Source organism: Paenibacillus sp. RC21, from assembly GCF_044907935.1.
Taxonomy (GTDB): Bacteria; Bacillota; Bacilli; order Paenibacillales; family Paenibacillaceae; genus Paenibacillus; species Paenibacillus terrae_A.
Map to the genome: position 1 here is coordinate 456,996 of NZ_JBIYCS010000003.1, position 13,062 is coordinate 470,057.

Genomic DNA, 13,062 nt, shown 5'->3' on the forward strand with positions numbered 1-13,062 from the left:
GTCCAAGTGAGTGTCTAAATGCGTGGGAATAGTAGCGAGGAAGAATAGGAGGATTTGCAATGTCTCTTGCGGGTGAAGAAAGAAAGCTAAGTATTATGAACATGCTAAACGAGCATGGGAAGGTCATTGCGGGCGACCTAGCACGCATGTTCGAGGTTACAACAGAAACGATTCGTAGAGATTTGGATGAGCTGGAGAAGGAGAATAAGCTCAAGAAGGTGTATGGCGGTGCGATCAAGCTGAAGGTAGAGGTAGAGCCAGCATTGTTTGAAAGAGCCTGTATTAACCAAGAGGCGAAGGAGAAAATTGGATATCTTGCTTTTACACTAATTGATGATCATGACGTTATCTTTATAGATGAAGGCACGACACCGCTTCAGATTATCCCGTATCTATCTCAGAAGCAGCAGGTTACCGTTCTAACGAGCTCGATCTCTGCCATGATGTCCTTGATCGAGCTTCAGAAACGAGAGCAATTCGATGGCCGAATTATTATGCTTGGCGGCGAAGTGAGCGTGAAGCATCTCCGTGTATCAGGTGCTATTGCAGAAGCAAATATGTCGGATTTTTTTGTGAATAAGGCATTTGTAACTGTAGATGCCTTATCGATGGAGCACGGATTTACAAGCTATGACTATGAGAAAGCTACGTTGACTCGTAAATGGATCCAGCAGTCGGAAACTTCCATCGTTTTGGCGGATTCATCGAAATGGAACAAGCGGTCTATGGTTAAGATATGCGACTTCGAGAATGTCGATGTGGTTATTTCGGAACTGGAGCCTCCATCAGAATGGAAGACGCAGCTGGAAGACTCCAATACAAAATGGATGATGCCGAGTGAATCATATACGTGAGGCTTGATTCAGGCGTAAAGCTAGTAGAGAAGGAATTTCTTCTCTACTAGCTTTTTTTGTGTTGTTTGTTGTTGTGTTAAATTTGTAATCTCTATGTTAAATATTTGGGATCGCATTGTATTGATTGTTTTTTAGCAGTAGAATAATAAAAACAACATAAATAAAAATAAAAGCAATTAAAAGCATTTTTTTATTTGTGTTCATAATTTTGCGCTTCAGCAGGTTCCTAGTAATCTGATGATGATAAAAACAGGAGTGGTGACGATGAAAGACGCAGTGTATTTAGACAAAAGCAAAAGGAAGTACAAAGGAAATTTGCACTTACACACGACATGGTCAGATGGATCGCAAGAGGCGCTGGATGTTGTCGTTGCGTTCAAGGATAAGGGCTACGACTTTATCAGTATAACGGATCATGATGTATTCGTTCGTACGGCTGAATATGATACGGATTCTTTCATCGTGCTGCCAGGCATGGAAAGAGGAGGTTTGAATCACGTGCCGGATAAAGACTCTGGCTACCACTTTGGAGTGCTGGGTGATCCGACAATAGAGTCGGAGAAGGAACAATTTCATCATTTGCAATCGTTTGAGATTCCCATTCCTTGGGAGGGATCACAATCTCCGCAGAAGCTCATTGATGAAATGAAGGCTCATGGAAATCTCGTCATTTTCAATCACCCGGAATGGCATTTGACACGTTTCGAGGATATGGTTCAGTACGATGGATTTTTTGCGATTGAAATATACAATCATGCCACGGAATGGACGCCAAGTTCGTCTTATGGAGCGGCCTACTGGGATCATGCGCTTCAAAATGGCAAGCGTGTGTTTGGGATCGCTGCTGATGACTCGCACAATCATGACCCAAACAGCAAAATTGCTGAGTATGGGGGCGGCTGGGTTTCTGTCGAGGCGGAGGAGCTTTCGCAGCAAGGGATTATAGATGCACTAAAGAAGGGACAGTTTTATTCCAGTTCTGGACCTGAGATCCTGGATTATCGTGTGGAGGATGGGTTCGTCAACGTCGAGTGTTCGCCCTGCCAATATATTATGTTTAAAGCATTTCCACAACGCGGGCCGTTCCTCGTGCAATACGAGACAGGTGAGCTGATGACCTCTGGAAGCATGATGATTCAGAAGGACATGCAATATATTCGGGTCGAATGTGTGGACGAGAAGGGCAGAGTAGCTTGGTCTAATCCGATCTTTGTGGGAGATTTGGCGGAGGAGGAACAACAATGAGAGATGCTGTTCTTTTGGATGCTGTCTGTCAAAAGTATAAAGGAAACATTCATGCACACTCTTTTCGCAGTGATGGCGAGTATACCGTAGAGCAAATGATAGAAGCCTATCGCTCTAAGGGCTATGATTTTATGTGCTTGAGTGACCATGAGATCTATTTTCATAGCGATGCGTATGACACGGAAACGTTTATTATGCTGGACGGCTATGAAATGGCTTGCGAGATGGAACGTAATACGACCGGTCAGCAGTATCATCTGCATGGACTTTTGGATCGCTCATTGTTGGCAGAGAAGCCTTTTCAGCATGATGAGGAACATGCAAAGCCGGATTATGAGAGCTTGGATACCATTCAGCAATTGATTGATGAAATGAGGAGCAAAGGAAATCTTGTCATTATGAATCATCCCGAATGGTCTAAAAATCGGGAAGAGGATTTGCATAAACTTGAGGGCTATGCAGCGATCGAAATCTATAATCATCAATCCGAAATCCAAGAGGCGGTAGGTTATGGTGTATCCTACTGGGACTATGTTCTCAAGCGAGGCAAGCAGGTAAACGCAATCGCCGCAGACGATGCTCACGGGGGGCCGACTGATATGGTGGTATCCGAATTTTATGGAGGTTGGATAGCTGTAGAGACCGATCAATTAGAGCAACAGGCGATTATCGAGGCCATAAAAGCAGGTCATTATTATAGCTCCAATGGTCCCATGATCCATGATCTTCGCATTGAGAACGACAGGTTTAAAGTCAAATGCTCTCCTGTACGAAGCATTCGTTTTATTACTTTCCCGGACAATGGCTTGGCTGAAATGGATCCGACGGGTCAATGCATCACCGAAGCCGAATATATCATTCAAAATAATGAGCAATATGTACGAGTGGAATGTGTAGATGCATCGGGCAGAGTAGCGTGGAGCAATCCAATCTACCCGAAATCTGAGCGGCAGTTATTGGAGGAGCTATGAGCAATCCGTATTTATTATTAACACCGGGTCCCTTATCCACAACATCAACGGTCAAAGAGGCGATGCTAAAGGATTGGTGCACTTGGGATCATGAGTATAAGGCGATTGTCGAGCAGATTCGTCTGCAACTATTAGAGGTTGGCCGCACATCTAACGAGCACTATGCCGCTCTGTTCATGCAGGGCAGTGGCACCTTCGGTATTGAAGCGACGCTTGGATCTGTCATCCCGAGTGAAGGCAAGCTGTTAATTTTGCAAAATGGCGCGTATGGGAAGCGCATCGAGGAAATCGCAAAGGTGCTCAAAATTCCCCATCTATCTCTTGTATTTGAAGCTAATACGCAGGTAGATCCACAAGCAGTGGAGAGAAAACTGGTTGAGGATGAAGCTATTACACATGTGGCCATGGTCCATTGTGAGACGACAACAGGCATTCTGAATCCGCTTGAAGCGGTGATGGATGTGATTAAGCGGAATAATCGAATAGCAATAATTGATGCAATGAGTAGCTTCGGAGGCATTCCGATGGAAGTAGAGGAGTTGCAAATCGACTTTATAATAAGCAGTTCAAATAAATGCATCCAGGGTGTTCCAGGCTTTAGCTTTATTCTATGTAAAAGGGATGAGCTCATAAAATGCAAAGGAAAAGCGCGGTCGTTATCGCTTGATTTGTATGACCAGTGGGAGACGATGGAGAAGGATGCTGGCAAATGGCGCTTTACTTCGCCAACGCATGTCGTGCACGCGTTTGCGCAGGCGCTAAAGGAGCTAGATGAAGAGGGCGGCGTGGAAGCCCGTCATGCGCGATATCGGACCAACCAGCAAATCGTCGTGGAAGGGTTGACTCAAGCTGGCTTTACGGCCTACTTGCCAAGGGAGCTACAGTCTCCCATTATTACAACCTTCTTGTATCCAACACATATTCCTTTTGCATTTGAACATTTTTATAACTTCTTGAAGTCGGCTGGTTTTGTCATTTACCCTGGCAAATTAACAGATGCTAATGTATTTCGAATCGGGAATATAGGGGATGTGCATGCCAAGGATATGGAGCGATTAAGTGAGCAAATATTACGTTATGTTGGAGTGACCAAATATGAAAATTGAAGGCATTATTTTAGATTGGGCAGGGACGACAGTTGATTATGGCTGCTTTGCACCAGTGCAGGTGTTTATGGATATTTTCAAGGAAATGGGCATCCCATTAACGATGGAAGAGGTTCGTGCTCCAATGGGGCAACTGAAGCGGGATCATATTCGATCGTTGCTGCAAATGCCAAGAATAGAAGCTTCTTTTCAGGTGAAATTTGCCCGTAGTTATACGGAGGCGGATATTGATGAGCTGCATGATCGATTTGAACCTAGACTGCTGTCTATTCTCCCGCAATATGGAAGGCCAAATCCACATGTTGTAGAGACCATACAGCTGTTGAAGCAGCAAGGCTTAAAAATTGGAGCAACGACAGGCTATACTTCCACCATGCTTTCCATTGTGGAAAAGGCTGCCAAGGAATATGGCTACGAACCTGATCATTGGGTAACTCCTGATCTGGTTATGGATAAAGGCAGACCTTATCCGTATATGATCTATGAAAATATGAAGCAGCTTGGTCTGGGTCATCATGCACAAGTGGTTAAGGTCGGAGATACGATATCTGATATTCAAGAGGCAAATAGTGCAGGCGTGTGGGCGATTGGTATCGTGAAAGGCAGCTCTATGCTTGGTCTTACGGAAGCTGAGGTAGAGCATTTGTCTCCAGAGGAAGAACGTCAGATTATGGCTGGTGTGCGTAAGAACTATATGGAAGCAGGAGCGCATGGCGTTATTGAGGACATATCCCAGTTGCCTGCGATGATTGAGCAAATCAATGAACGATTGATGAATAAGGAGCTGCCTTATGCCAATCCGCATCAATAGTCGTATAGAAGGAGATATCAATGGAACGGATGAACGTCAAGCTTGGCAAGATGAGCATCTAAGTGAAGAGACGCTTGCTGTCTTGGACCAGGATAGCAAGCTCTTTCTTCATCAGTCGATGTCCACGCCATGTTTAAATGCCATTGTAAGTGCAGAGGGAATATACATTGAGGATGTGGATGGACGCAGAGTAATGGACTTTCATGGAAATAGCGTTCATCATGTGGGTTACAAAAATGAGCATGTAATGAATGCCATCATTAAACAGATGCAGCAGCTGCCATTTCTGCCCCGCCGATATACGAGCCAGGTTGCGATTGATCTGGCACAGAAGCTGACCGAGCTTGCACCGGGAGATTTGAACAAGGTGCTATTTGCACCCGGAGGTACAAGTGCTATTGGAATAGCACTAAAGCTTGCACGCAGAGCAACCGGTAAGCACAAAACCATTTCGACGTGGGATTCCTTTCATGGCGCAAACCTGGATGCAATATCGGTTGGTGGCGAAGCTGTATTCAGGAGTGGGATTGGACCGTTGATGACTGGAACAGAGCATATGATGCCTTATAACAGCTATCGTTCAATCTTTGGTGAAGGAGAAACGGCTGCTGCCAAAAATCTGGACTACCTATCCTATATGTTGGAACGAGAAGTTGATGTGTGCGCTGTCATTCTTGAGCCTATTCGAAGCACGGATGTACAGATTCCTAGCGTTGCCTATATGCAACGACTTCGTCAAATCTGCGACGATTATGGCGTGTTGCTCATATTGGATGAAATACCGACGGCATTAGGTCGTACAGGCAAAATGTTCGTTCACGAGCATTATGATATTGTTCCAGATATCGTCGTCATTGGTAAAGGTTTTGGAGGCGGGATTTTTCCGATGGCGGGCATCGTTGCGAGAGAGCATTTGGATATTGCGGGCGATATTTCACTCGGACATTATACCCATGAGAAAAGTGCTGTAGGCTGTGCGGCAGCTTTGGCTACCATTGAATACATCGAAAAGGAAAACCTGCTTGACCATGCGCAAAGTATGGAGCAATGGCTGCTTTTTCATCTTGGGGAGTTGCAGAAGAAGTATGCCGTAATAGGTGATGTTCGGGTTAAAGGCATGCTTGCGGCAATAGAACTCGTATCTGATCGCGAGACAAAAGAGAAGGAAGTGACAGGCGCTGAGAAAGTTCTCTATGAATGCTTGTCCCGAGGACTAAGCTTCAAGGTATCCAGCGGAAATGTCATTACGCTTGTCCCCCCACTAATTACCAGTATTACACAAATGGAGGAAGCTATTTTGATTTTGGATCAATCGCTGGAGCAAGTGTTCACAAAATGAAAGCAGATTAATAACTTGTGAAAACAACATGAATACAATTGAAAATAAAATAAAACAAATAATTGATGTGTAATTGACACTGTTTTTACAATTCTCCGTTATAGTTTAGTTATGCCAGTGATAGCTGGAAAACGAGGAGGGTTTAGAAGCATGAAGAGGCTTGCACTTGGATTAGTTAGTATAATTACAAGTATTACATTGTTAGCGGGATGTAGTACAGGCTCAAATTCTGGTTCGGTTACAGAGTCTTCTAGCAATGATGGGAATATGAAAGAGGTCGTGATTTCCGTTCGTGAGAACACATGGGGAGCGCGTAAGGACAATTTTATAGAAGCAGAAAAGCGTTTGAACGAAGAATTGAAGTCGGAAAATGTGCAGATCAAAATAGACTGGTGGCCTGGCGTTGGCGATGATGAGCTGATTTTGCAAGCGCAAGCTAAAAAAGTAGCAGATGTGTTTATTAACTCCAGCGTAGATATTGGGTGGCAGTTGAACGCCGGTCTAATCCGCGATGTGGATTGGGTTGGGACATCAGATGTGTTCAAAAACATGCCAAAATCCTACGATAACATTATGAAGTACCAAAACCACTACTATGGCGTTATTCAGGATATGGACGCTTCTCCTGTATTCATTAGCCGAAAGGCACTGGAAGGCTTGGGCTGGACAGCCGCGCAAATCGATGAGCTGAAGGCTCGTGTTGATTCCGGCAGTTTTACATTCGGCGAGCTTGTTGATCTTGCAGATGCGGCTGTTAAGCAAAAGCTGGTTAAGGTAGGCTTTGGAGTTGAGGATACCCGATTTGAGGGCTGGAATTATACATTCGGCAACTTCAATTATAATGCGGAACAGAACAAGATGGTGCTGTCGCCAAATACGCAGAAGGTCTATGAGTTTTGGTATGACGCGCTGCAGCGCGGCGTAGTCACGGAGGGGATTGCTGATATTGATACGGACAAGGCTGCGGAGCTGTTCATTAAAGGCCAGTTATTCGCTGAATTTGCCCGTACTGAATTTTATCAAGTCATGCGTAAGCAACTTGGCATGGATGATGACTTGGCTGGCTATGAAAAATGGTTTAAGGAAAATGCCATCTGGATTCCGGTTCCGTCAGTTCAGCAGGGAGGAAAGCCTGTATCCTACAGCAATCCTGCGATGATCTATGTAGGAGCTAATGTGGATGATGAAAAGATGCCTTATGTTCAAAGGCTGATTGAGCATGTGCTGGATGCAGATCTGCAGATTAATCATACGCTTAAGAGCGGCAAGCTGCCTGTAACGGCGGCAGCACAGGAGGATCCGCGCTTCCAAAAAATGAGCTTCTACAAAGATCATGCTTATTTAATCGATTTTACGAAAACTCGCCCGGCTCAAATGGATTATGCGGTCTATATGAAATCTTTTACGCTTGGAATTGATGCTATTCTGACAAAAGGTCGAACAGCATCTCAGGCCTATGAGCTATTCAAAAAGGATGTACAACAAAATGTACCAGCGGACAGTCTCATTGTAGAATAACGATGATACAGAAAAGGTGCTCTGCTTGCATGAGCGCCTTTTCTGTATATTTTCTTTATAGGAAGCAGGTGCAGATCTCATTATGGAGATCCCAGTGGCTTTGGCCAAGACGGCTTACAAGAAGCCTTTTACCAAGAAAGTGTACCCATATTTATTCATTATGCCCTTTGCTCTTCTGGTGCTAGTCTTTTTTATTCTTCCGGCTATTGCGACCATTATCATGTCCTTCACGGATTTGAATGCATCAATGAAAATCAACTTTGTTGGTTTGGATAATTTCAAGCGAATATTTTCCGATTACAGCATGCCTCAAATTTTATGGAACACCTTCATATTTGCAGTTATTACGCTCGTGTTCTCTTTGTTCTTTGGTTTATTTATATCGATTGCGACCCAGTACTTCTTGAAGGGTAAATTTACGGCAGTCATTTATCGTGTCCTATGGTTAATTCCGAGCATCATTCCTGCTGTTGTATATGTTACGTTCTGGAAATATTTATTTGATCCTACGGATGAGGGGTTTATCAATAAGGTTCTGCTCTTATTCCAGCCAGATGGCGATCCCATTTCGTGGTTTACGAAAATCGCTATGGCTGTAGTGATCATTGCTACCATTGTATCTACAACTTCAGGCGGCATGATTCTGTTATCGGCTGCAATTAGCTCCATACCTGAAGATTTGTATAAGGCTGCCAAAGTAGATGGAGCAAGTGAAAAATCGGTCATCACTAAAATTATCCTTCCTTCATTAAAATGGCCGTTAATGTATATTACGATATCCGACCTTATCGGTTTTGTGTCCTCCTATTTCTTCATCTTGCTACTGACCAATGGCGGGCCTATGCGAGACACGACAACGTTATCTTTATATGCATATCAGCAGGCCTTTAATTTAAAATATTATGGCTACGGTGCCGCTCTTTCTCTTGTGGTAGTTCTGATCTCGCTTATTTTGACATTATGGCTGCTGAGGCTGTTTGATTTCGATGAAATGATCAAGCCATCACGCATTGAAGATTAGGAGGGCCAAGATGTCGACAACTACTGTAAAAAAGCTGCTCGTGCACACATATCTGCTGTTATTCACCATGCCTATCGTTGGAATGATTATATGGTATTTTCTCTCGGCAACCTTTAATAGCACGACAGGCCAATTTTCACTGGAGAACTTCAATTTTGTCAAAGAACCTGTCGAGTATGCGGGGGTTAACCTGCCGGCGATTTGGCCTATTGTTCTAAATACATTAGTCTATTCGTTTCTTATTGTGGTGATTGAAATTTTTATTGCCGTACCTGCCGCATATGCATTCTCCAGGCTCGATTTCAAAGGAAAGCTGGGCGCAATGAAGTTCCTGTTCCTGATGCGCTCATTTCCAGGCATTACACTCATTATCGCTACCTTTTTCATCCTTGTTCAAATGAATCTGGTGAACACGTACTTAGGCGTTATTCTCGTTGCGATATCAGGATCATTGCCAGGCAGAGTGTATATTATGAAAGGTTTCTTCGACGAGGTACCGTGGGATTTGGAATGGGCGGCTATGGTCGATGGATGTACGAGATTTAGAGCCCTCATGAAGGTGCTCGTTCCGTATGTATTGCCAGGCATCGGGGCGATTGCAGTGTTCGCCTTCTTAGGCGCCTACGGTGAATGGTTTCTATTCAAGCTTTTCATATTCGATGACAATATGCTGACGCTGGCTGGCTATCTGTCTCGTCTGGTAACGAAGGAAAATGTCATTATGAACTATGGATTGATCACGGCGATTGGTTTGTTTTACACGATTCCGCTAGTTGTGTTCTATATCTTTACTCAAAAAGTATTCCTGAAGGTCAATTTGGGAGGAGCAAAGCAGGTATGATTTCTCTTGTAAATATCGTGAAAAACTATGATGGTAAGCAAAACGAAAGCCGTGCAGTTGACGGGTTGAATCTTGAAATTGCAAAAGGTGAATTTGTTGCGCTGCTAGGTCCTTCAGGCTGCGGGAAAACGACTACACTTATGATGCTGGCTGGGTTACTGAAGCCAACTTCCGGGGAAATTTATTTTAAGGATAAGCTTGTCAATCATGTGGAGCCGAAGGATCGAAATATTGGTATGGTGTTCCAGTCCTATGCGCTTTATCCTCATTTGACGGTTCGTGACAACATCGCGTTTCCGCTTCGCGAGCGGAAAATGTCTAAGAAGGATGCGTACGAGCGTGCTCTGCAAACGAGTAAAATTTTGCAAATCGATCATCTGCTCGATCGCAAGCCTTCGCAACTATCAGGCGGCCAGCAGCAGCGTGTCGCCATGGCGCGAGCATTGTCCAAGGACCCGGAAATTTTACTACTGGATGAGCCGATGTCCAATTTGGATGCGCGATTAAAATTGGATGTACGAGACGAAATTCGGAAAATCCAACGCAAATTAGGAGTAACGACTATTATTGTCACGCATGACCAAGAGGAAGCTTTAGCCATCTCTGATCGGGTAGCTATTCTGAACGGCGGAAAAATTCAGCAATACGCACCCCCGAATGAACTATTCCATCATCCGTCTAACCTGTTCGTCGCAAGCTTTCTAGGCAATCCGCCTATGAATTTGATTGACGGAACCGTGGAGCTGAGAGAGAACCGGCAGTGGGTGAAGACGAAACTGTTCGAATTGGAAATCCCTCCGGCGCGCAGGGTTGAGGAGCAGCACATAGGGAAAGCGGTTAAACTGGGCGTACGTCCTCATGATTTGTTCTTTCCGGAGCAACCAAATGAAGCAGCTATTATGCTAGAAATTGATCTTATTGAGCATTTAGGTAATGGACAATTAGTGAAAATGACGGATCCAGCTGGACAGTCCGATATTATGATTCGTTTACTGACTGATAACGAGAAACTGCTAAAGGAGCGCGAGACGGTCTTGATCGGCATTAGGCCAAATAAATTCCATCTGTTCGATATGACAGACGAAGGGCGCAATCTTTTGCAGTTTCAATAGAAATAGAAGGAGTAAAGGATGACAATACCCAATCTCTTAATCGATCAGCATGTGCATTCCTCCTATTCGCCTGACTCCAACTCAACGCTGGAGGAGCTTGTGCGATATGCGCTCGCACTGGGGAAGCCTGCTATCGTTACGACAGACCATTTAGAGTATGATTGCAAATATTTCAAGCAGGATGTTCATATTGACTGGAAGAGCTACCATAGAGAAGTGGAAGAGCTATTACTGCGTTATCCTATGGAGATTCGCAAAGGCATCGAGGTTGGCTTTCGAAGCGACTATAAAGACGTCATAAACGAATATTTGGCTCAGCGCGAGTTTGACGTCATTTTGCTTTCTGCGCATAATGATGGTTACCTTGACTTTTCCGAAAAGGCTTATCATGATCTGCCCATCCAGCAAAGGCTTAAACACTATTTTATGCAGGTAAGAGAGGCTGTTGACCAGATGGATAATTATGATATCGTTGCCCATTTGGATTATGTTACGAGATATACGATTTATCCAGTTGATGAAGAAGATATTGTGGCTTGCAAACCTGTTTTGTATGATATTTTGAAGCTAATCATCGAGAAGGGAAAGGTGCTTGAGCTGAATACGACAGGACTATATCGACAAGGCTGGATTCACCCTCATCCGTATATTCTCGACATGTATGTGAATTTAGGCGGCAGTGCGGTATCCATTGGTTCGGATGCACATCAGGTAGGGGATGTTGAGCAAGGCTTTGCGGAAGCGATAGAGCTGCTGCATGGCCTAGGTATTCAAGAGGTTGTGCAATTTAAGAGAAGAGCGCCGTATTTGGTGTCCATATAGTAATGACAACCACTGTCAATGTAATGGCAGTGGTTGTTGTTAGGATGGACAGGAGAACTCTGGAAATTAGCACCAGCGTTTTTTATGTGTTCAATACAGAACGTATATTTGTATATAATAAGAGCGAATGTTCTATTTTGAGGTGGTTTGAATGCAGTGGTATATCGGTGGACTTAAAACACTAAAAATCAAAATGAAAGCGTTGACATAAATTTTAACCCACTATATACTTAGCTTAGTTAAATGAATAGTACTAGGATTGTTACTGTTACGCAGGCAAAACCTAAGGAACAAAATGTTAAGATCCAAGGATCTTATGTATTTTGTTGTACTTAGGTTTTTTTATTTATAGAAAGAGAAAGGTTAAATATAAGTGGTTTCGGCATTCTGCTGAAGCCATTTTCTTCTATATTACTATGTTCACATCTGAGAGGGGCGACAAACTTGGAGTACAAATATGAAATGGTCCAGGCAGACAATCATTTTCCATTAAAAATTATAGTTCATTCCTCAAATGAACCAGTTTACATACCTGGGCATTGGCACGACAGCATAGAAATATCCTATGTGCTTTCAGGAAGAATCGATAATATCTATATTGATGGCGCGAATTATAGCTCCAAAGAGGGGGATATAGTGCTCATCAATTCAAATGCTATTCATTCCTTTTCTGTGGCTAAGGGAAAAGGAAGAGAGGCTATAACCGTTCTGATTCCTTGTGGATTTATTAGAGAAAATGTTAACGGCAGTAATCCCATTTCATTTGACTGTATATCCATTTTCGAAACCAACGAGCAGAGATTGCAGCAATTTGCGGAGCTGCGTGATTTGTTAAACACATTATTTGCAGCTTACCTCAACCAGAATAATGACCCTTTAGCACATATCCATTTAACGTCGTTATCTTATAAACTGGTGTATCTTTTGTTAAAGCATTTTAAAACCGACAATGAATCTATCCGTGGCTTTAACTCCAATAAATATTTGGAACGGCTGACGTTGATAACCGATTATATCAAAGAGAATTACGATGGGAGCTTATCGCTGGATTCCATAGCCCAGGTTTTTGGGTTATCTCCTGAGTATTTGTCCCGCTTTTTTGTCAAGCATGTAGGCATGACCCTATTTCAATATATCAATGCCATCCGCCTGGAGGGATCTTTTCGTGTTCTTATGAATACGGACCATTCCATCATACAAATTGCGCTGGAGCACGGATTTCCGAACGAGAAATCTTTTGCCAGGGTATTTAAGAAGGTTTATCAGGTTACACCACATCAATACCGGAAAGGGAACAAGGGGTGTTCTGGGGCCAGGAGTCAGTAAATGACCTTAATTAGGTTAATAAAAGGCGGGATGCAAATAAAAGAAATCATTAAAATAAACAATGTAAGCGTTTCACAAATGGACCTGGGAGGTACG

General features: G+C 43.5%; 12 protein-coding genes. All 12 read left to right on the forward strand.

Annotation, left to right across the window (positions count from 1 at the left end):
* Window positions 1-59: 59 nt before the first annotated feature.
* The 12 genes from ABIA61_RS11850 (at window position 60) to ABIA61_RS11905 (ending at window position 12,966) form a co-directional block, all read left to right on the forward strand.
* Window positions 60-854 carry a DeoR/GlpR family DNA-binding transcription regulator gene (locus ABIA61_RS11850; protein WP_283655014.1) on the forward strand — a complete coding sequence of 265 codons (795 nt, stop codon included), beginning with the start codon at window positions 60-62 and terminating at the stop codon, window positions 852-854.
* Between the two features lie 264 nt (window positions 855-1,118).
* Entirely contained in the window at window positions 1,119-2,099 is a 981-nt protein-coding gene (locus tag ABIA61_RS11855) for a CehA/McbA family metallohydrolase (RefSeq protein ID WP_192510354.1), read from the forward strand.
* Window positions 2,096-3,070, forward strand: a complete 975-nt coding sequence (locus ABIA61_RS11860; protein ID WP_283655015.1) for a CehA/McbA family metallohydrolase — start codon at window positions 2,096-2,098, stop codon at window positions 3,068-3,070. The genes ABIA61_RS11855 and ABIA61_RS11860 overlap by 4 nt, the downstream gene beginning before the upstream one ends.
* Entirely contained in the window at window positions 3,067-4,176 is a 1,110-nt protein-coding gene (gene phnW / locus ABIA61_RS11865; protein ID WP_283655016.1) for a 2-aminoethylphosphonate--pyruvate transaminase, read from the forward strand. The genes ABIA61_RS11860 and phnW overlap by 4 nt, the downstream gene beginning before the upstream one ends.
* Window positions 4,166-4,987: a phosphonoacetaldehyde hydrolase gene (gene phnX, locus ABIA61_RS11870; protein WP_283655017.1), complete on the forward strand. Its 822-nt coding sequence runs from the start codon at window positions 4,166-4,168 to the stop codon at window positions 4,985-4,987. Before phnW ends, phnX begins: the two co-directional genes overlap by 11 nt.
* On the forward strand, window positions 4,968-6,326 hold the full coding sequence (locus ABIA61_RS11875) for an aspartate aminotransferase family protein (RefSeq protein WP_283655018.1): 1,359 nt from the start codon (window positions 4,968-4,970) through the stop codon (window positions 6,324-6,326). Before phnX ends, ABIA61_RS11875 begins: the two co-directional genes overlap by 20 nt.
* A 150-nt stretch (window positions 6,327-6,476) precedes the next feature.
* Window positions 6,477-7,844, forward strand: a complete 1,368-nt coding sequence (locus tag ABIA61_RS11880) for an extracellular solute-binding protein (protein ID WP_283655019.1) — start codon at window positions 6,477-6,479, stop codon at window positions 7,842-7,844.
* 82 nt (window positions 7,845-7,926) lie between these two features.
* Window positions 7,927-8,865, forward strand: a complete 939-nt coding sequence (locus ABIA61_RS11885) for a carbohydrate ABC transporter permease (RefSeq protein WP_137061976.1) — start codon at window positions 7,927-7,929, stop codon at window positions 8,863-8,865.
* Window positions 8,866-8,875: 10 nt separating this feature from the next.
* Complete coding sequence (locus ABIA61_RS11890) at window positions 8,876-9,706, forward strand: carbohydrate ABC transporter permease (protein ID WP_052646828.1); 831 nt, start codon at window positions 8,876-8,878, stop codon at window positions 9,704-9,706.
* A complete protein-coding gene (locus tag ABIA61_RS11895; protein WP_283655020.1) occupies window positions 9,703-10,818 on the forward strand; it encodes an ABC transporter ATP-binding protein in 1,116 nt (371 codons plus the stop codon). The genes ABIA61_RS11890 and ABIA61_RS11895 overlap by 4 nt, the downstream gene beginning before the upstream one ends.
* A gap of 18 nt (window positions 10,819-10,836) precedes the next feature.
* Window positions 10,837-11,640 (forward strand): histidinol-phosphatase HisJ family protein, encoded by an 804-nt coding sequence (locus ABIA61_RS11900; RefSeq protein WP_283655021.1) that lies wholly within the window; start codon window positions 10,837-10,839, stop codon window positions 11,638-11,640.
* A 444-nt stretch (window positions 11,641-12,084) separates the two neighbouring features.
* Entirely contained in the window at window positions 12,085-12,966 is an 882-nt protein-coding gene (locus tag ABIA61_RS11905; protein WP_283655022.1) for an AraC family transcriptional regulator, read from the forward strand.
* Window positions 12,967-13,062 lie beyond the last annotated feature (96 nt).

What these genes read in the sequence shown, in the direction of transcription:
- ABIA61_RS11850 (WP_283655014.1), top strand. Translation starts at nt 60, where the DNA reads ATGTCTCTTGCGGGTGAAGAAAGAAAGCTAAGTATTATGAACATGCTA.
- ABIA61_RS11855 (WP_192510354.1), top strand. Translation starts at nt 1,119, where the DNA reads ATGAAAGACGCAGTGTATTTAGACAAAAGCAAAAGGAAGTACAAAGGA.
- ABIA61_RS11860 (WP_283655015.1), top strand. Translation starts at nt 2,096, where the DNA reads ATGAGAGATGCTGTTCTTTTGGATGCTGTCTGTCAAAAGTATAAAGGA.
- phnW (WP_283655016.1), top strand. Translation starts at nt 3,067, where the DNA reads ATGAGCAATCCGTATTTATTATTAACACCGGGTCCCTTATCCACAACA.
- phnX (WP_283655017.1), top strand. Translation starts at nt 4,166, where the DNA reads ATGAAAATTGAAGGCATTATTTTAGATTGGGCAGGGACGACAGTTGAT.
- ABIA61_RS11875 (WP_283655018.1), top strand. Translation starts at nt 4,968, where the DNA reads ATGCCAATCCGCATCAATAGTCGTATAGAAGGAGATATCAATGGAACG.
- ABIA61_RS11880 (WP_283655019.1), top strand. Translation starts at nt 6,477, where the DNA reads ATGAAGAGGCTTGCACTTGGATTAGTTAGTATAATTACAAGTATTACA.
- ABIA61_RS11885 (WP_137061976.1), top strand. Translation starts at nt 7,927, where the DNA reads ATGGAGATCCCAGTGGCTTTGGCCAAGACGGCTTACAAGAAGCCTTTT.
- ABIA61_RS11890 (WP_052646828.1), top strand. Translation starts at nt 8,876, where the DNA reads ATGTCGACAACTACTGTAAAAAAGCTGCTCGTGCACACATATCTGCTG.
- ABIA61_RS11895 (WP_283655020.1), top strand. Translation starts at nt 9,703, where the DNA reads ATGATTTCTCTTGTAAATATCGTGAAAAACTATGATGGTAAGCAAAAC.
- ABIA61_RS11900 (WP_283655021.1), top strand. Translation starts at nt 10,837, where the DNA reads ATGACAATACCCAATCTCTTAATCGATCAGCATGTGCATTCCTCCTAT.